Source organism: Pectobacterium versatile (assembly GCF_003932035.1).
Taxonomy (GTDB): domain Bacteria; phylum Pseudomonadota; class Gammaproteobacteria; order Enterobacterales; family Enterobacteriaceae; genus Pectobacterium; species Pectobacterium versatile.
Genome location: NZ_CP034276.1, coordinates 2623563 through 2642024 on the forward strand (window position 1 = coordinate 2623563; position 18462 = coordinate 2642024).

An 18462-nucleotide genomic window follows, 5' to 3' on the forward strand; every position below is an offset into this window, starting at 1 on the left:
AGAATGATTGCCATGCACAAAAAAGGAACAACCGTGCGCCATCGCAGAGCACGGTTGCAAAAAAGAGTGGGTCATTGATATACGGATAATACTACTCTCAGGCGATCTTTTTCGCGGCCTGCTGCGCCAAAATTGACAGTTCTGTCGCCTTGAAGATATGCGCTTGCGACATCGCGGTTTCGGTGCGCTCACGGCAATCACGAAGAAAATCTGGGAAAAAGGGGCGTTCGACGCTGCCTGCGGGGGTGAAGCGCTGTTCGCCCTTGCCATTCACCAGATAAACGACGTTGCTTTCTCCGCGCGTTAGATCGACATATTTCCTGATTTCGATATAGCCTTCCGTCCCTAGTATCGTCAAACGACCGTCGCCCCAGACGCTCAAGCCATCCGGCGTAAACCAGTCACAGCGGAAATAGCCGGTTGCCCCATTGTCGCCCAGCAGCATAGCGTCGCCAAAATCCTCAAACTCTGGCTGGTGCGGATGGTGATAATTCGCCGTTTGGCTGGTCACCACTCGCGCGTTGGTATTGCCGGTAAAATAGAGAAACTGTTCAATCTGGTGGATACCGATATCGCAGAGGATCCCACCGTACTGACGCTTCTGATAAAACCAGTCAGGCCGCGCGCCGCGTTCACGGTGTGGGCCAACGCCGATTGTCTGAATCACTCGCCCGATTTCGCCCCGTTGCACCAGTTCACCAGCAAACAGCGCGCTATCCACATTGATTCGTTCATTAAAGTACACGGCAAACTTGCGGCCGGTTTCCGCTACACGACGCTGGACGGCATCCAACTGCTCCAACGTGGTTAGCGGCGGTTTGGCGGTGAAGAAATCTTTGCCAGCATCCAACGTGCGCAGCGCCAGTTCAGCTCGATCGCTGGGAATGACCGCACAGGCAATAAGATCGATAGACGCGTCGGCAATCAGCTGTTCCGCAGAGTCAGCAAAAGGAACGGAGGGGAAAAGCGAGATGAATTTTTCCCGATGATTAAGATCGGACTCGAACACGCCGACCAGTTCCGCGCCCGCATCAACCAACTGCCGACACATGTCATAAATGTGGTTGTGCGCTAATCCAATCGCTGCAAATCGCCTCTTTTTCATCTTCACTTCCGCCGATATCGTCATGCCGAACGATTACAATAAGGCGGAAACCGAGCGGACTAAAGACAAAAGCCGCGTAACGCGTTAGAATTTTTCCTGTTTTTTTAACATATCCACATTTTCCGCAACGCAACTAAAGATAACCATGAAAAGAAAACGTATCCTTATCCCCCTCATCATTCTGATCCTGTTTGTGCTCTATCTGAATCGCGATGCGTTGAATCCGTTTGCGCCGGACTGTAAAAATCTTCCGGCGAATCAACCCAAACCGGAAGAGTGTAAAAAACCGGTGAAAGAAGTCGCACCAGGTTTTGAAATCTAACGTTTTGAAATTTAAAGTTTTGAAATTTAAGCTGGCGCATTAGCGCGGTTTGGGAATATTGAACTGTTCCAGCGCGGGATTAACCGTTTTGGCAAAATCTTCCCGCCGGTGTTTGAGTTTGCTTTTGGCGTTGAAGAAATTCACCAGTTCCGCAATCCCCATACCGATGCTGAGCGCCCCGCTCACCGCCCAACCCACCGGCCCTGCGGCAGCGCCAACGGCAGAGGCGGCAGCCGCCCCGGCAGCCTCACCCGCGATGGCACCGACCACCTTCCCGGCAATCGCTGCGCCAGCTTTGCCAGCCAGACCAATGGCCGTTTTGCTCCCTGCTGCTTTGGTTAAATCCTCTGCGTGCAGCGACGATTTGGCAAAACTCATCACGCTGCGTCCGGCCTCTTTCACCGCCTGCGCATCGCTTTTTGCTCCGGCCCCCGCGTGTGTTACAGCCGAAGGCGAGGCATCCAGCCCAACAGATCGTGGGGTGGTCGGTGACGCTGCGGAGAAACGTTGGCTCATCGCCGCCTGTGCCAGCAGCGGATCAGACCGTAAAATGGTGTTTATCTCGCGCGGTACTGCCTGCTCAAAATGCTGAATCACATCCCCGTCTTGCTGTAGCGCTTCAATACGTTGATTCAGCACCTTTTCGGTTTCTTCGGTATTGCGGTATTCGCGCCCTGCCATCACCTGTTCCAGTGTCTGTTGCAGCTTGACCAGCGTCGCCGACTTTTGCGCCCCGCTGTACTGCTGCGGTTGGGTAAAAACCGCCTCATTCAGCTTGCTGATATCCGTTTTCGTCGCCAACCCCAGTGCCGCCGCGTTGTGCAGCGTATCCGCCGCTTCCTGACTGTCCGCTGGAGCCTGTTCACGAATCCAACTTTTCATGTCCTTCATCATCAGTTTGCCATCATGTGGGACTCGCGCCAGTTTCTCTCCTTTGACGTCCGCATGTTCCAGAATCCCGAATAGCCCAGGATGCGACCACAGTTGAGCCGCCGCTTTTAGCTGAGGCGACAGCGTCGGGTTATCGGTCATGATCGCGTGCAGATCGGTCAACGTGCTGGTGCGATCATTCTTCTGCGGCGGGGAATGCGTATAGGATTTTTGAGGATCGGCGGCATTAAGCAGCGGCTCGTTAGCCAGCAACAGCGCGGAAGATTGTACTAACCGCAGCGATTGCGCATCGGCTGCCGGATTTTTCTCCCTATATTCCTTCACGGCGTGGCTGGCATCGCTGGCGCGTCGCTCCATATTTTTAATAAAGGATTTGGTATCCCGATTAGAGATATGTCCGTCGGCTCTGCCACCGTCTTTTGCGGTATCCATCGCCGTGTAGATCGCGGGATTTTCACGCAGGTAGACGAGCGCTTTTTCCGCGTTCTCCCCGCCATCCTGTAGCATTTTCGCCGCCGCCAGCGGCCGGTTCAGTTCCTTTGCCGCCTTCTCGCGTTCATTTTCTGGTAGATCGCTTAATAGCGGCGACCACTTTTCCAATGCTCCGGCATTACTGTGCGCCGAGCTATCGATCGCCTGAAGATCGACGGGCGGTTTGGGTTCCGCAATGAGTGAACGGTCTGCAACGTTCGGCACCGCGGGCAAAACACGAGTGGGTGCCGTCGTAGTGCGCTCAGTGGAAACCGGCGGCACGTTCGGCGACGCCTCGCCAAAATCGATTGAACGCGAGCCTGACCGCATCGCTGGCGATACGCCCTGCTGTCCACCCGGCCGACTCGCCTCGGTATTATGCTGTGCAGCCGAAGACGCGGCACTTCCCCAACGGCTTCCGCCCTCAATACGATTGATCATTCACGTCCCCATTCTGCTGTTGTCAGGCTTAACAAACGGATCTCCCGCATCATCCGAACACAGAAAGGCCTGCAAATTTGCCGATCGCGGTATGGCGGGTATGGAGATGAGTGGCGTAAAAATACGATAAGTTCCTGACAATATTCAGGGGCGTTTGATGGCTATTGGCGGCTTATTCATTTTTATGGAAATCGCTTTCCACAGAATATGCTCGGCATGATGGCGGGAATAAGTCAGATAACAGGTTAACGGTTTTTCAATTACATATCATTATCATCACTAACGTTCAAGAGATATCTCCTACGGCCTGACAACCCTGAGCTCCGCCACACCTACTCCTGACTCTTACAATAATCAGACGAAATGATTACAAAAAATTTCAAAGAGTAACCAAATGTGTGATCAGCATAAATGAAACAGTGTTTTCTTTTCACCATAATGCCACTCACCCTAATTATCAAGTCTACTGATAATTAGATTAACCAGTAAACGGTGGGAATTATCAACATTCACTCAACAGCATAAGCCATTTCGCTGATTGAAATACTCATAAGCCACGTCATATATAAGGAGTCATCGATGCATTGATAGCAAGCTGATTTACCAGGGAGAAAGCCCTGCCTGACATTATAAATGGCGTCATCATCATTCCTGGTGATTCTATTTTTACGCCCAAAAAATGACATCCACTGTCTGGTTTTAAAGATAGAGACTGCGCTCGTCAATAATATTATTTATTCATCAAAAAAGAGAAAGATAGAATGAAAGTATACACACGTAACCTACTCATCGTTTGTGCCGGATTCACGCCTTTCCTCACCCAGGCAGAAACCGACGGCAAAACCACTTTCCAATATGAACATAATTGGAAGACAGAAGACCGCCGCCACTCAGACTCCATTAAGCTCATTCATAAGAAAACCAACGGCTGGTCGTACGAAGTCAAATTCAGTACGTCAGCAGGCGGGAACAGCAACTACGACGTTGCCTATGATGACATGCAGGGCGGCTCTGGCGGCATGGTGGTTGGGAAGGACTTCAAGCTAAGCAAGGCCGCAACCTTAACGCCTAGCTTTGAATTCTCCATCGGCAATGCCACCATGATGTATCAACCGGGGCTGAAATATAACTACCGCATTAACAGCGACTGGTCCACTTATGGCCGCTACCGCTATGAATATAAAAAGCCCTCTCGCAGCTCACGCTATTCAACCATTTCCACGTCTGACAAATATGGTTACGCAGGGGAATCTTATTTATCAAAATCCGACACCGGTCGTCATCGTCTGGATGCAGGGGTAACGTATTCTGGCTTGGATAATATTAACCTGACTTACGTCTTTAACTACTACATCGGTGATAACACCACAAAATCGTATAAATATAGCAAGGGTGAATTCACGGAAAGAGAATACGCGGTTTACGATAATGGGAAAACGGATTATGAACATCAGTTCAAAGTTCAATATAAGTTAAACAAACAGCTAACTCCTTACATTGAGTATGATGATATTAGCCAATCCAGCACATCATCAAGCCGTCAGGGGAAAATCAAAGTTGGTTTCAACTACGTTTTCTAAGAAAAACAGAATTTTATAAAAGAAATACGCCGTATTTCCTACCGTGTTGGTGAAAAAATGAATTCATGAATGAATTTTGTCTATCAGCGCACAGTTTTCATAATTAACGATCAATATTAATGGTGCCCATAATGAAAAAACGCTACCTTGTGGCCGGTATTCTCTTTGCCCAAATTTATGCTATTTCCGCGTCAGCCTCTGATACCAAACTCAGCTATGAACATAGCTGGGGAACCATGAATCGCTATCACGGTGATGAAATTGGTATGCGGCATTTTATGGATAATGGCCTGTACGTTGGCGTTGAGTTGAATTTTTATAATAAGAATAAAGATCTGACCATCGATGATGTCGTCTCGAATTCTTATGCTTTTTATACCGGCTATGCCTACAGCTTAACGCCTGAATTAACCCTGACGCCTAATCTGGAAGCGCGCTTCTATTCCGGCGGTACCAGCGGTGAAGGCACGGTAGGCGACATCGGCGCTAGCCAGAGTTCCGGCGCCCGCTATACGCCAGGTTTGAAACTGACCTGGGCGGTTACTGATAAGACGGATCTTCATGCGCAGTATCGCTACGACCTCAGAAAAATCACCCGCAGTAAACGTACCAGCACGGATGATGACACTCACCGTCACCGCTATGAAGCGGGCGTTGCCTACAAAGGTTTCGACAATTTCACGCTGGCGTACACCGCTTACTACTATCACGCGGATTACGTGCTGCAAAACAACAAAAAACATGACTATCAACAGGATTTCGACGTGGCTTACACCATCAACGACAACTGGACAGCCCACGTTGGCGTTGAAGATGTCGCCAGCGGGCGCGATGTGAAATCGCGTGAAGGGAAAGGAAAGGTCGGCTTCACCTATACGTTCTAACAACGACTTACCTTTCTAAAACAGCTTACTGCTGCACCATATTTCTCGGGGATCCTGTTCATCAATCGAGATCCCTTTATTACAAGCATGAATCATCACAGGTAAATAAAATGAAAAGATTTGCGCTGTCGCTCCTTGCGGGTCTGGTCGCTTTACAGGCCAGCGCCGCGACGCCTGACCGCCTCACCATCGTCAATCAGTATGTGGATAACGTGCTGACAAAAGCCGGTGACCACTATCACGGTCAGTCGCCTACGCCATTACTTGCTGATGGTGTCGATCCTCGCACGGGCAAACAGATGGAGTGGATCTTCCCCGATGGTCGCCACGCCGTGTTATCCAACTTTTCCGCACAGCAGAACCTGATGCGCGTGCTGGTCGGGCTCAGTAACCTGAGCGGCAACCCCAGCTATAAGCAACGTGCCGAAGCGATTGTGAAATACCATTTTCAACATTATCAGGATGAGAGCGGTCTGCTGATTTGGGGCGGCCACCGTTTTGTGGATCTAAAAACGCTGCAACCGGAAGGCCCCAGCGAAAAAGAGATGGTGCATGAGCTGAAAAATGCCTATCCCTACTACGATTTGATGTTCAGCGTCGATAAAGACGCAACCGCACGCTTTATTCGCGGTTTCTGGAATGCGCACGTTTATGACTGGAAGATTATGGAAACCAGTCGTCACGGTAAATACGGGCAAAAAATAGGTGCGCTCTGGCAAAGTCCGTTTGAGCAACAACCGCCCTTCTTCGCCACCAAAGGCCTCAGCTTCCTGAATGCGGGGAACGATCTGATATATTCCGCATCGATGCTGTACAAATACAATAAAGAAGACGGCGCGCTGGTCTGGGCAAAACGTCTGGCACAGCAGTACGTTTTACCGCGCGACAAAGCAACCGGGCTCGGCGTGTATCAGTTTACGCAGGCGCTGAAGCGCGATGAAACTACCGACGATGCCGATACGCATTCCAAATACGGCGATCGCGCCCAGCGTCAGTTTGGCCCAGAGTTCGGCCCCACTGCGCTGGAAGGCAATATGATGCTGAAAGGACGCACCAGTACGATCTATTCCGAAAATGCGCTCATGCAGCTCCAGTTGGGTAAAGATTTAGGTGCGGAAGGCAAAGAACTTCTGGCGTGGACAACCGATGGCCTGAAAGCCTTTGCCAAATATGCCTATAACGAGTCGGATAACACATTCCGCCCGATGCTGGCTAACGGCAAAGATCTCTCCAACTACGTTCTGCCGCGTGACGGTTACTACGGCAAAAAAGGCACCGTGATCAAGCCTTATCCTGCGGACAATTCATTCCTGCTTTCCTATGCTCGCGCCTATACCGTGTTACCGGACGCCGAGCTGTGGCGTGTCGCACGCGGCATCGCTCGCGCACAGGGGTTGGGTGAGTTAGGTTCAGCACCGGGTAAAGACGTTAAAGTGGATCTCGCCACTAAGAACAACGATCCTTACGCTCTGTTCGCGCTGCTGGATCTGTATCAGGCGAGTAAAGTGAAAGACTATCTGTCGCTGGCGGAAAAAGTGGGCGATAACATTATCAGCACGCGTTATCAAAACGGCTTCTTTATGGCCGAGCCCAACAGACAATATGCCGATGTCGATACCATCGAGCCTTATGCCCTGTTAGCGTTGGAAGCTGCGGTGCGCAATCAGCCACAGTCCGTTGCACCGTTCCTGAATGGTGCGGGCTTCACCGAAGGTGGCTACCGTATGGAAGATGGCTCAACACGTGTGTCCACTCGCGATAACGAGATCTTCCTGTTGAACGTTGGCGAAACGTTGAAACCCAACAACAAGAAGTAAGCATTAATTCTCAACACGCCAATGGTGGTTCGCTGCCATTGGCAACTTACTCATAAAATTGGACACGGTAACTACCTTGAAAGTTATCGATACCAGGTATCCCCGTCGAATTTTCAGCTCTCTATTACTATTTTTGGTTGCCTACAATTCAAATTATTTAGGGTATATATTTATCACAGCTTAAAATAGGCTTGTTTGACTAAATTTCCTGGGTGCCAACAAGCTGTTTTACGACGATTACCACCATCATTTAATGATGTCGCATAAAAATATTCAGCATACCGTCTATTTTTTATAATAAACATATCACCCACTCTAGATATATACCACATGCATGCATCATCAATTTCATTCTGAACTCCAGGTATCCAACTGCATACAGATCTTCTATTATCTGTAACATAATAACTTGCGTACATAAACTCTTTATAGAATGTATTGAATAAATAAACACCTTCATCTGCCTGTATGACTTTCCACCTTCCCTGTGAGACTTGCTGTCCTACTGTTTCCCAACCAACAATCTTTCTCATATTATTAGCATTATTTTTTACAACATCATCAAGTAATGATGAGGCGTAAATATAATTATTATATTCCGTGTTATATATATCAATCAAGTTTGCATTGTTAATGATTGTATGATCGTTAAATTTAACTATCGCATGAACAATATATTTACAGTTATCGGGAAAATCCATCGGAATTATTCCCAAGTAAGGAGTGTCATTAATAGTAAGTTCCGAGTTTATACCAACACCATCCATTAAATACGTATATATTGATTCATTTATATAGTTAGATAACTTGAAATTTGTTTCAAAAATGTCACTGGTTGGATTTATACTCAAGAAAGTAACGAATGTAACTGTAGTCCCTCCGGTTTTTAGTACCACCGCCAATGAGGATCTCCGGCCAGTTTTTGCCGCGCATAGATAACAGGTGGCATATCACCCAGTGAGCTATGCGGGCGTTCTTCGTTATATTCTGTGCGCCAGTCCTCTGTGAGTTCACGCACTTCAGACAAGGTTCTGAACAGATACATATCGAGTATTTCTGTTCGTAGCGTTTTGTTAAATCGCTCGATAAATCCGTTCTGCATCGGCTTTCCGGGCTGAATAAAATCGAGTTTCACACCGTGGCGTTCTGCCCATTCGGCTAAGACTGCGGCGGTGAGCTCTGGCCCATTATCACTTCGTATAAAAGCCGGGTAGCCTCGTTCTGCGCTTAATCGTTCCAGAATTCGCACAACACGATGAGCCGGTATATTCAAATCAACATCGATGGCCAGCGCTTCCCGATTAAAGTCATCAACGACGTTAAATAACCTGAATCGCCGCCCGTCGCTCAAGGCATCACTCATAAAATCAACTGACCAACAGTGGTTCATTTTATGCGGTATAACTAACGGCTGTGGATGCCTGTTAGGTAAACGTTTTTTCCCTTTGCGCCGAAAGTTGAGTTTCAACAATCGATAGATCCGGTAAACCCGCTTTGCATTCCACAGTAACCCTGCCTGTCGTAACTTATTGAACATAAGTCCAAAACCATAGGCCGGATACTGATGCGCCAGTTTTTGTAGCGCCTCGACTACAGGCAGATCCCGCGCCGTATTCGGGCAATAATGCAACAGACTTCGACTGATACCGATAATCCGGCACCCGCGTCGTTCGCTGGCCTGATGTTCCGTCATAACATAATGCACCAGTTCACGCTTCTCAGGCACCGTTAAAGTTTTTTTGAAACAACATCCTTAAGAATTTCATGATCTAAGCTCAGGGATGCGTACATTTGCTTTAACCGGCGATTTTCCTCTTCCAACTCTTTCATCCGTTTGATATCAGAGGACTCCATGCCGCCGTATTTAGATTTCCAGTTGTAATAGCTGGCTTCCGACACACCGTTTTCACGGCACACATCCTTCACATGCCGACCACCTTCAACTTCTTTCAAAACCCGCAGGATCTGAGTTTCAGTGAAACGCGCTTTCTTCATGATGAGCCTCCATTGGTTGTATTTTAACCAGAGAACTCCATTAAGCGGTAAGACTAAATTTAGGGGGGACTACACTATCTTCATCTGGTCCCATTGAAGTCCATCTAATCCATTAACTCGAGAAACGATTACCATTTTCTTTCTAACATCGACTAATTTGGGTGTTCTACTCTGTTGCCATATATATTGCTCATACCCTCTAATATTAGAATTAAAGCAATCTCTGAATTCAGAGTCGGTAACTCCACGATAGCTGTTATATTCTTTCTGTATAGATAACAGTATTGTTTCCAATGGATGTTTCTCTAAAAAAATCTTACAAATTGATAGTACATCAGTCAATTTTATGTTTAAATCATATTCTCCATGATACATCCAAATTATACAATCGCTACTGTTCTTGATGCTACAACGAAGATCTAAAAATCGAATACCATTATTAAGTTGGTCTTCTATGCTCCAATTCTGGGTTCTCACCCATCCTTTTTTTACAGCGTTAGTATATGTGTATGTACAACTGTCGTGAGTTCCTGGTATCGACATCTTATTTAATGATGTATTATCTGGAATACTAGACATCCAATCTGTTAGACCCAGATTAAATCCTCCTAAAAATTTCCAATTTGCATTGTTTTCAGGTTTTGTCGGGAAATAGCGATAACCAACTGATGGATTCCCTGAACTCAAAAACTGAAAATAGTACCTATATTCCGGATAATAATAGATATCGCCAAAAAAACCTGCCTCATTCCACATTTTGGGATTTTGATATGAACCTCTTGGATAAATTCCTATGGCACTACATTGAATATTTTGTTTTTCATTATTATTCATTTTTTACCTTTTTATATTATTCTTGAACTCATTAAACGTCTGAAATTACATCTATTTATTGGAGAAGAAACTAATTGGTAAGGTTTTGTGTGCATCACTATTTAAAAAATTTAAACGGTAAGACTAAACCCTAAGAGAACTAAAAACCGCCCAACTTCTGCTATGTTCCTTACCATGCTTGTCAAAGCAGATAGAAAATCAGCTATCCAGTTGATCAATAAAAGATATTATCTCTACAAGATCGGCGTCATCATTATTTATATCATCTTTCATGTTTTCTATTTTTGCATTGAGCGGGGTAAGTATTTGGTTAATATCAATGATATTAACCACGGTTCCATCCAAAGTCTTTTCCGTAAAATTCAATCGATTTATCAAATAACCATCACAAAGCCATTCCTCATAAGAATCCGGCCCCATACAAGCCATAATATATACACTAGGATCCATAATAAATGGTGATGAAGAAGGTGCTGACTTAACACAGCCTTCATATTTTTTCGTAAGCAAGTCATATTCATAATTAAGTTTATTAAGTTCTGATTTTATATCTGAAACCCCATGGGTGAGCTCCACTCTAATATCTTTAAGCTTACTATCACATAAATTTATAATGGGGATTTGTTCTTGACAAAACGTCAGAACATAAGATAACAAATTATTATAAACATCCTTTGATCTGTTTTTTTTGTACTCCGAAATTAAATTATTTGAATTGTTTATGAAGTAGATTAATTTGTTAGGCAATGCATTAAGCAAAGGAAATTGATTGATATTATAATCTAAAATCACCATATATGTACCAATATCAGAAAACATTATCTTCAACGAGTATTCTTTCCATTGCTCACAATACTCTTTTAGGCTATTTATTGTATTTCCTGGCATAACTCCCCCATTAATAAATGGATAGTATTAAGTAAGCACCAACATACACGGTGCTTACTTATTAAAATATTATTATGCGGCAGATGCTTTCGTTGCTTGTTCTAACTGGTCAGAAACAGAGGTTGTTTTATCTGTTGTCGGTTGAACTTGCATATACTGGCTTTTAAGAAGCTTAGCAGATTCTTCTATCGGTTGATTCGCCGATTTATAAGCAATAAGATGTTCTGTGAAACTCTCATCACTATCAGCATCGTTAAGATTTTTGTTTAGAATTTCAAGATTTGATGCCAAATCAGTCCATTGCTTTGAGATGTCAACCAGCGCTGTGGCCGCATCATTTGCGTGCTGAACTAAGCTTAGTAGTTGACCATTTACCGCTGTGGCTTGGGAGCTTTCTTGCTTCAAGCTATAGATTTCAGCTAGAAGTGTATTTTTTTGTTTATAGCAGTCAACCAGCGAAATAGTTGATGCTGCCTCCCCTGCAATGCTAGTCCCCACCACTCCCACACCTACCACAATAGCTGCGGTTGCCGCCCCTCCCGTAAATACCTCTGTCGCTGCACCAACACAAATCAAGACTGCACCACCAAGGATGCCGATTGCACTCAGAACTGATCCAGCAGTTAATTCATTAATTCTTTTATCAAGATCGGCGACCTGATTATTCAAATCGGTTATTTCACCTTTGTCTCCCGTAACAGCCGCTTGTACCTTATCGTTAGCACCAGAAAAATCACCAGACGATTTGGTAATATTTTCTCTGAAATCATCACATTGCTTTTTATAGTCTTCAGACTGATTCTGATATACTCCGCATTTTTTATGGATGCTATTTATAGATTCTACAACATCCTCTCTAGCAATAGAGTTGGGATAGAGTTTAATCGTCTCATCCGTGCGGTTAAAAACATCTAAAAGATTGTTCAAAGTGACTAAACATTGATTTTGGACGTTATTTATATAATCATTCGCATGATTGATGGCATCAGCTAAACTATCATTTAGATCTTTCTGTAAACTTTTTAAATGAGGATCAGCACTAAAATCAAATTTAGGCTGCTCGGTTAAGGCTAAACAATAACCGTTTACAATTAGAGCACTACTGACTTGATTATTACTATCGTTAATCTGCTGATCTGCTCTTTGACGCATATCAACGTATTGTAAAACGTGTTGAGTTTTCATATATTTATCCTTTTGTTTAATTTAGTTATTACTTATGTACATTTGATCACTGACATATTTTGCATAAACACTTAAATCAGCCCATAATTTAGATAATGCATTAGAATCACTCTCACTCATATTTAACAAACTATCTTTTAGATCACTATACTTAGAGTAAACATCCAACCACGCTTTTTCTGTATCCTCAGCCTTTGGATGAATCTCTTTATAATAATTATTAAAATCATTTGACTGTAACTCAATCGTTGTTGCCATAGCTATGGCTGCATTTTCCTTTGCAAGGGTTTGGTATAATCTGTCTAATTCAACAATATTTTCATTTATATCATCAAATATCTTTTTAACCTCGACCTCATCAGATCCAATATCTGCAATTATTTTTATATCGTCTGTCGGATCTTTTTTTAGCCCGTTCTCCCCTCTGGAAAGATTACGTTTTTCCACGCTATTATCTTTCATTTTTTTATTTGCCTGAAGTGGCATAACGGCATCTTTCAAATATTTAACGACTATCTTACTAATGTTTTTTCCAATGTCTTTATTTATTTCTAGTATTTTGTCAAGATCTTCTGACATTTTTTCCTGACACTTTTTAATCTCCGCCCTTGTTTTTTCTATTCCGTCAGAACCTTGTAATTCAGATATTCTATTTTGAATGTTATTAGAAAAAAAATTCGTAATATCACTATAATCATTATTAAATTCAGCTGTAACGGTGACAGAGTTCTCGTAGATATCATTGATTTTCTTTATAATAGATGATGCTAATTTAGCGTCATCAGCGATACACTGAAAACCGATTGATATATAATTACTGTTAATTCTAATTAACTGAAGAAAACTTGAAACTTTAGAATAAGAAATATTATTAAAATCATGAGCATAATTTTTAAATGAACTCTGCGTAAATATCAGAGAATTTTTTAAATTCAGATCAGTTACGTAAAGATCCACATTCTCTTGCTCTTCAATCAACAAAGATTGCTTGGTGTTCTTTATTGTCTTACTCATTAACGAAAAAATCGCATTTTTAACCGACTCAAAATCTAAGTCAATAAGATTATTATCTTCACTCATTTCATTCACCATAAACATGATTAAGCATTACCAGAAGGATAAATGCATTAATAATTTCACTGCTATTTATTTATTTTGATTTAATTCTTTTGATAATGGATATTTGAAAGTTCGATATATCTCCTTTAGCCATGAGCTAACCATGAATCAAACCCAGCCCCATATCAGCCACTTTTATTTTACGGAAAAATAAAAACCAACATCCCTAGAGACATTAGTTTCGATTAAATGAGAATGCTTCTGGATATTACCAAACATGGTGAATTAATCAATAGAGCAATAAGACATTTGCTAAATTTTAGGTACAATTATAATGAGGCTGCTAAGTGAAGTGATTTATTAACCGTAAATAGCTTTGAATACTCTGCGGATAATCAAATAAATTAAATGGCCTGTAGCAGTTAATAACTTCATCCTTAACTGTAGTTTCTCGAAAAATCAATAGGTGCTGGCTTCAATCTGCTTGAGAATGGTGATGGTCTGGCACCAGTAAAGCAGGATCTTTTCATAAAGAATCTCCTGTATTCAGATTACGAGAAAGTTCCACTTATAAACACTCTGCTTTTTCGGGGGGATTCCCTCCCCAGCTTTACCATTCACAGAACGAGAGCACCATAACAAAGTGTGATGTTATGCTTATACATAGTGCAATGCTGACCACTATTAATGTGATCAGCATAGGTTAAAGGTTCTCAAGTGCTAGTTAACCAGAGGCACCTCTGGGTTCACACCAAGCCAGCCCGGCGTGGGTTCGCCTTTCGCTTCACCGACATACAGGCTCATCTGTGCGCGGAAGCGCTCGACCGCACCGCGATCGTACATGAAATCAGCAAATGCCTGCGGACGAGTGTTACGGTATTCCCAGATATGTTTGTAACCTACTGGCGGCTCAACGTCGGTGCGCACCGACCACATACGCGAGACCTGAGTCTGCGTTTGCGGATCCAGCACCCAGCTCAGGTACAGCTTGGCACTTTCCGGGTGTTTCGCCTGTTTGAAGATGGCGGCACGTTGCGCCCAGGAGACAAAAGGATCGGACTTCGGCAGCACAAAGCGGGTCACAGCATCGGCTGCTGGCACAAGTGCACCGGAACTGGTAAAGGTCGCGCTGTATTTTCCTGTCGCGATTTCAGCGCCGGGCACGTTGGTGCCGCGCACATAGACGGGATCCTGCTCCTGCAATTTTTTCACAAAATCCCAGCCGTATTTATCCACGACCAGCTTGTACCAGAACAGTACCGCATCGTCGTCGTTCGGATAAGCCAGAATCAAATTGCCTCTCAGGTTGGGACGAAGGTAGTCATTAACTTCACGCGGCCAGGATTTTTCATCCAGAAGCTGGGTATTGACCAAATTACTGAATGCGATGACATAGGCACCGGTCCAGGCACCATCTGCATCACGAAATTCCGGATAAATTTTGTCCCAGCCACGCGCTTTGTAGTTCAGTAGCACACCTTCTTTTTTCCAGCGTGGGAAATTCTGCACCGTTTGCAGTTGCACCACATCAGGAATCAGGGTGCCAGTCGCCAGTTGGTTATCAATACGGGCGTCATGGTATTTGCTGTAATCGACAATCACATTCAGTTTCATGCCGGGAAAACGTGTCTCAAACGCCCGCTTGAAACCAGCCTGCTGTGACTGCACGTCGCCACCAGCATAAACGGTAACCGTACCGCCTTCTCTCAACGCACTCTGATAGATTTGATCCAGCGAGCGCGTCTCAATTTCAACGCCCGCCTGACTTTGCCCGACGCTGAGCCCGGCCATCATGGCCAGCATCAGCACTGTTTTCTTCAGGTACTTCCCAGTGTATTGCATTGTGATTTCCTTCACTTAATGAATAAAACCCGTACCGACAAACGACAGATAGCAGCCGTTAAAACGGCAACGGTCTAACCAGCGGATCGCAAGCCAGCGACACGCAGGATCGGATCGACGAGGTGGAATCGTCAAAAATAAATCAGAATAGAAAGCGCATAGTCCTTCATTAATATATCTCCCGCCCGAGGATAATCTCCCCGATTCCATTAGGACATTTAGCCTTGAGTTTACAGGATTAAATAAAAACACATACGAAGAAAAAGCGAACAATATAGTTAAAAATATTGAATGGATAAAATGAGATTACGCTTTCATGCGGGATAGATGCAATATCAAAAAAAGATAGGATGAGATTATTTATCTTATGAAATGATTTCAATTTTAATGATATTAATTAATACCATACCAAAATGATAATATTAATATTGCAATTTATTTTTACACAGAGGGAAGAGCTGAACCGGAGAATGCATTTTCTGGAATCACGTCAAGATAATCTGGGAGCAGACCATATCCATCCAAAAACACCCGATGCTGCACAATAATTGCGAACGCTTGCTGCAACGGCGCTTTTATTTGTTCCGCACTGGCAATCCACTGTTGGTTATACTGTAAAAATTCCGCCGCTTTTTCCAATTCCTCTAACGACCATTGATCGACAGGATCGTAAGTCAATTCAAGCTCGGCGATATAGGCTCGAAACTCAGATAAATAACGCTGAAACAGATCAAGATCAGCCACCATGGCACAGGCAGTCCGATTAAAAAAAGCGTTAAATGCCTGTTGAACCAATCCCCTATTCATATCGTACGCATCCTTAACCTACTGATTTTTCATAACGTATTCTATATCAAACTATTGCATGTCCGGCACCGAATACACCGCAAATATCCTGCAAGGCCCCGGCTCACAGCCGTGAAAGACGCCACTTTCCAAATGTTTTTTCGCTTCATCAAAAGACGCCAGCAGGCAATGTTCATTGACCTCCAGATCCTGCGCCATATGGTTGCAGGATAAGTAGGAACACTCTGGCGATTGCTCCAAATGAAAAGAGACAATATCAAAACCCTGCAACTCTTTTTGCCGTGGTATCTTCACGTCGGTATCAAAAGAGGCTTCCGGCTCGAACAGGTTCCATTCTGCTGTATCTTCATCATACTGATATTCGTATGCCTCGTAATAAAACATCGTGGTATCGGCCAGATCAATTCCTTCTTCTTTCGCCAGAGAATAAATTACCTCCGGCGAATCAAAAAGCCAGTAGCCGTTATGATACCAAAAATGAATATATTCACAAAAGGCATCAGAGACACAGCAACTGACCGAGTAAATGTCTTTTACCTGCTCGGCGTTAAGCCAGTCAGGTTTTAGTGCGACTCTTTTAGCTAAATATCCTACGGGGATTATGGATTTTTCTCCTTCGTGTTTTTTGGTGAGCGTTATTGTTTGATCCCTTTGTTATAAAATTTCATTTTGGATAGGAGGCCGCAACCTTATATTCATCACATATAAATCCTTCATTGGCTTCATTATGCGGTGTTCTATCCGTGGAAAAATATCTTAACCTTGGCTATTTTTATTTCAACACGTAATTCTTGAGGAATTTTTTAGAAAAATATCATTTGAGAAAAACAGTTCCATCCATCTGAAATATCCTTTACTGAGTTATCTTCAGCAAGAGATAATTCAATGTTCGTTGCGCGTTGGCCGAGCGACATTTACCGCCGGAGTGCCTTACCCGAACAAGGCAAGCGTCGCGCCACGGACGGCGCCGAGTTTGCCCTTCACCGTCCTGCGGCCTCACAGAGAACTGGCTAACTTTTGTGGCCGTCTGGCATCCCAGAGAACAGATTGTCGATGTCACGCGCACCGTGCAGAACACGCTCGATCCTCACTTCAACATCCGTCGTGCCGTATAGGATAAGATAACGACCATAGGCACAACTTCGGATGGATTGTCCCAACTCCGGACGCTCACGGTAGAGCCAGGGATTGTCGCCTATTACACAACACTGCCGATACAGCTCTTCAGTAAAGCTCAGCGCCCGTACTGGGTTATCTTCCGCGATATAATCGCCTATCGCTTCGATATCCTGCTCTGCCAGCGGTGATACGGTCAGTTTCATTCCTCGTTATCACCTTCTGCCATGCGTCGGTATTTCTGCGACAGACGCCCGAACACCACTTCGGCATCCTTGCCCTTTCCGCTGTTCACGCCCAACTCGACCGCCGTCCGTAATGCATCAAGCTTTACCTGTTGCTCTCGCTCCTCCAGTGCCCGCAACCCTGCACGGATGACCTCGCTGACATTGTTGTAACGACCACTTTCGATTTGTTCACGGATAAATTGCTCGAAGTAAGGACTTAACGCGATGCTGGTTGCCATCATTTCCTCCAACCACACAGGATAGTATCTATTATTATCTGTTAGTATTTCCTTCCTCTCCCGTTCCGTCAACTCCTTCTTTCTGATGTGCGCCATCGCGTTGGCTGCGATATCCGACGCCGTGATTTTGCTTTCATCCTTCGGTATCGTGACATCTTTCACCAGTTGTGCCAGATACGGCGATGCACCGCTGGCAATCGCTTTCTGGATATCTCCACCCGCCAGTGCCTGAATCGCCGCCGTCGCTGCCTGTGCCGCTCGCTGGAAGTCACTGCCCGTGCCGTATTTCTGCATCTCGGCTTTGTAGGTCGGCGATTCTGTCAGCGCCTTTTTATAGTCCTCCCACATCGCGACCGAATCACCGTCCTGCGGACGTTTGACTTTGGCGTCGCCCTTGGCTTCTGCGGCTTTCTGCGCTTTCAGCTCGCCTTCCGTGCGCACGATATCCATCACCTGCGCGCCGATTTCACCAATCAGCTGCGCCTGTTTCAGGCGTTTTTGCTCTTTCTCTTTGTTAAAGATCGGGCTGAGCGCGTTGTTCGCGTGTTCAACGTCACGGCTCAGCGTGGTGATATCCTGCACCTGTTTCGCCGTATCCCGCAACAACAAGGTGCCATCGCTCACCGCCGCATAGGTGGTGGCTTGAAAAACTCGGTTTTAATACCGGACAGCCCGTTATCGTCACCGTTGAGCGCGGGCGACTGGTGATTGAGACTGAGCTAAGGTTCTGACCGGTAAAAACAAAAATCCCGGCCTGTT

The 18462-nt window shown here is 44.8% G+C and carries 17 protein-coding genes and 1 pseudogene; 5 read left to right on the forward strand and 13 right to left on the reverse strand.

The genetic code is table 11. The annotated features are described in order from the left end of the window. Positions 1–97: 97 nt before the first annotated feature. A complete protein-coding gene (locus tag EIP93_RS11920; protein ID WP_125232747.1) occupies positions 98–1105 on the reverse strand; it encodes a Gfo/Idh/MocA family protein in 1008 nt (335 codons plus the stop codon). 145 nt (positions 1106–1250) lie between these two features. On the opposite strand from EIP93_RS11920, the gene EIP93_RS22755 reads away from it, so the two are divergent. Beyond that, a complete protein-coding gene (locus tag EIP93_RS22755; protein WP_010285665.1) occupies positions 1251–1427 on the forward strand; it encodes a hypothetical protein in 177 nt (58 codons plus the stop codon). 39 nt (positions 1428–1466) lie between these two features. On the opposite strand, the gene EIP93_RS11925 is transcribed toward EIP93_RS22755, so the two are convergent. After that, positions 1467–3230 (reverse strand): type III effector HrpK domain-containing protein, encoded by a 1764-nt coding sequence (locus EIP93_RS11925; protein WP_125232748.1) that lies wholly within the window; start codon positions 3228–3230, stop codon positions 1467–1469. A 761-nt stretch (positions 3231–3991) separates the two neighbouring features. Between EIP93_RS11925 and EIP93_RS11930 the strand changes: the two genes are divergently transcribed. The 3 genes from EIP93_RS11930 to EIP93_RS11940 all read left to right on the forward strand — a co-directional run bounded on the left by EIP93_RS11930 (position 3992) and on the right by EIP93_RS11940 (position 7511). Next, the gene (locus EIP93_RS11930) at positions 3992–4810 is read left to right on the forward strand and encodes an oligogalacturonate-specific porin KdgM family protein (RefSeq protein WP_103860620.1); all 819 of its coding nucleotides are present in this window, start codon (positions 3992–3994) and stop codon (positions 4808–4810) included. A 131-nt stretch (positions 4811–4941) separates the two neighbouring features. After that, a complete protein-coding gene (locus EIP93_RS11935; RefSeq protein WP_010295566.1) occupies positions 4942–5694 on the forward strand; it encodes an oligogalacturonate-specific porin KdgM family protein in 753 nt (250 codons plus the stop codon). Positions 5695–5804: 110 nt separating this feature from the next. Further along, positions 5805–7511, forward strand: a complete 1707-nt coding sequence (locus EIP93_RS11940) for a pectate lyase (RefSeq protein WP_103860619.1) — start codon at positions 5805–5807, stop codon at positions 7509–7511. A gap of 173 nt (positions 7512–7684) precedes the next feature. Here EIP93_RS11940 and EIP93_RS11945 read toward each other — a convergent pair whose 3' ends face one another. From EIP93_RS11945 to EIP93_RS22910, 11 genes are all read right to left on the reverse strand, one after another. Beyond that, positions 7685–8413: an RICIN domain-containing protein gene (locus EIP93_RS11945; protein WP_125232749.1), complete on the reverse strand. Its 729-nt coding sequence runs from the start codon at positions 8411–8413 to the stop codon at positions 7685–7687. Beyond that, a protein-coding gene (locus tag EIP93_RS11950) for an IS3-like element ISEca11 family transposase (protein ID WP_103164902.1) occupies positions 8398–9506 on the reverse strand; the annotation gives its coding sequence in 2 pieces (ribosomal slippage) (positions 8398–9254 and positions 9254–9506; 1110 coding nt in all). The genes EIP93_RS11945 and EIP93_RS11950 overlap by 16 nt, the downstream gene beginning before the upstream one ends. Before the next feature lie 69 nt (positions 9507–9575). Then, entirely contained in the window at positions 9576–10340 is a 765-nt protein-coding gene (locus EIP93_RS11955) for a phosphatidylinositol-specific phospholipase C domain-containing protein (protein ID WP_125232750.1), read from the reverse strand. 198 nt (positions 10341–10538) lie between these two features. Beyond that, positions 10539–11228 carry a hypothetical protein gene (locus EIP93_RS11960; RefSeq protein ID WP_125232751.1) on the reverse strand — a complete coding sequence of 230 codons (690 nt, stop codon included), beginning with the start codon at positions 11226–11228 and terminating at the stop codon, positions 10539–10541. A gap of 72 nt (positions 11229–11300) precedes the next feature. Continuing rightward, positions 11301–12413, reverse strand: coding sequence for an HBL/NHE enterotoxin family protein (locus EIP93_RS11965; protein ID WP_125232752.1), 1113 nt, complete (start codon positions 12411–12413; stop codon positions 11301–11303). 21 nt (positions 12414–12434) lie between these two features. Beyond that, complete coding sequence (locus tag EIP93_RS11970) at positions 12435–13493, reverse strand: hypothetical protein (RefSeq protein WP_125232753.1); 1059 nt, start codon at positions 13491–13493, stop codon at positions 12435–12437. A 699-nt stretch (positions 13494–14192) separates the two neighbouring features. Continuing rightward, positions 14193–15314 (reverse strand): ABC transporter substrate-binding protein, encoded by a 1122-nt coding sequence (locus tag EIP93_RS11975; RefSeq protein WP_010295561.1) that lies wholly within the window; start codon positions 15312–15314, stop codon positions 14193–14195. A 441-nt stretch (positions 15315–15755) separates the two neighbouring features. After that, on the reverse strand, positions 15756–16121 hold the full coding sequence (locus EIP93_RS11980) for a hypothetical protein (RefSeq protein WP_103972181.1): 366 nt from the start codon (positions 16119–16121) through the stop codon (positions 15756–15758). Between the two features lie 51 nt (positions 16122–16172). Continuing rightward, positions 16173–16505 (reverse strand): hypothetical protein, encoded by a 333-nt coding sequence (locus tag EIP93_RS22905; RefSeq protein ID WP_228925346.1) that lies wholly within the window; start codon positions 16503–16505, stop codon positions 16173–16175. A gap of 626 nt (positions 16506–17131) precedes the next feature. Continuing rightward, complete coding sequence (locus EIP93_RS11990; RefSeq protein WP_109225724.1) at positions 17132–17443, reverse strand: type II toxin-antitoxin system RelE/ParE family toxin; 312 nt, start codon at positions 17441–17443, stop codon at positions 17132–17134. Beyond that, the gene (locus tag EIP93_RS22910) at positions 17440–18327 is read right to left on the reverse strand and encodes a type II toxin-antitoxin system ParD family antitoxin (protein ID WP_241229553.1); all 888 of its coding nucleotides are present in this window, start codon (positions 18325–18327) and stop codon (positions 17440–17442) included. Before EIP93_RS22910 ends, EIP93_RS11990 begins: the two co-directional genes overlap by 4 nt. Positions 18328–18374: 47 nt before the next feature. On the opposite strand from EIP93_RS22910, the pseudogene EIP93_RS22915 reads away from it, so the two are divergent. Then, a pseudogene (locus EIP93_RS22915) lies at positions 18375–18434 on the forward strand (hypothetical protein); the annotation flags it as partial. Positions 18435–18462: the final 28 nt, after the last annotated feature.

Excerpts from the sequence above, each read along its gene's own strand:
- EIP93_RS11990 (WP_109225724.1), bottom strand. The coding sequence starts at position 17,443 with ATGAAACTGACCGTATCACCGCTGGCAGAGCAGGATATCGAAGCGATA.
- EIP93_RS11970 (WP_125232753.1), bottom strand. The coding sequence starts at position 13,493 with ATGAGTGAAGATAATAATCTTATTGACTTAGATTTTGAGTCGGTTAAA.
- EIP93_RS11930 (WP_103860620.1), top strand. The coding sequence starts at position 3,992 with ATGAAAGTATACACACGTAACCTACTCATCGTTTGTGCCGGATTCACG.
- EIP93_RS22905 (WP_228925346.1), bottom strand. The coding sequence starts at position 16,505 with ATGTTTTATTACGAGGCATACGAATATCAGTATGATGAAGATACAGCA.
- EIP93_RS11960 (WP_125232751.1), bottom strand. The coding sequence starts at position 11,228 with ATGCCAGGAAATACAATAAATAGCCTAAAAGAGTATTGTGAGCAATGG.
- EIP93_RS11955 (WP_125232750.1), bottom strand. The coding sequence starts at position 10,340 with ATGAATAATAATGAAAAACAAAATATTCAATGTAGTGCCATAGGAATT.
- EIP93_RS11940 (WP_103860619.1), top strand. The coding sequence starts at position 5,805 with ATGAAAAGATTTGCGCTGTCGCTCCTTGCGGGTCTGGTCGCTTTACAG.
- EIP93_RS11920 (WP_125232747.1), bottom strand. The coding sequence starts at position 1,105 with ATGAAAAAGAGGCGATTTGCAGCGATTGGATTAGCGCACAACCACATT.
- EIP93_RS11975 (WP_010295561.1), bottom strand. The coding sequence starts at position 15,314 with ATGCAATACACTGGGAAGTACCTGAAGAAAACAGTGCTGATGCTGGCC.
- EIP93_RS11925 (WP_125232748.1), bottom strand. The coding sequence starts at position 3,230 with ATGATCAATCGTATTGAGGGCGGAAGCCGTTGGGGAAGTGCCGCGTCT.
- EIP93_RS22755 (WP_010285665.1), top strand. The coding sequence starts at position 1,251 with ATGAAAAGAAAACGTATCCTTATCCCCCTCATCATTCTGATCCTGTTT.
- EIP93_RS11935 (WP_010295566.1), top strand. The coding sequence starts at position 4,942 with ATGAAAAAACGCTACCTTGTGGCCGGTATTCTCTTTGCCCAAATTTAT.
- EIP93_RS11980 (WP_103972181.1), bottom strand. The coding sequence starts at position 16,121 with ATGAATAGGGGATTGGTTCAACAGGCATTTAACGCTTTTTTTAATCGG.
- EIP93_RS11965 (WP_125232752.1), bottom strand. The coding sequence starts at position 12,413 with ATGAAAACTCAACACGTTTTACAATACGTTGATATGCGTCAAAGAGCA.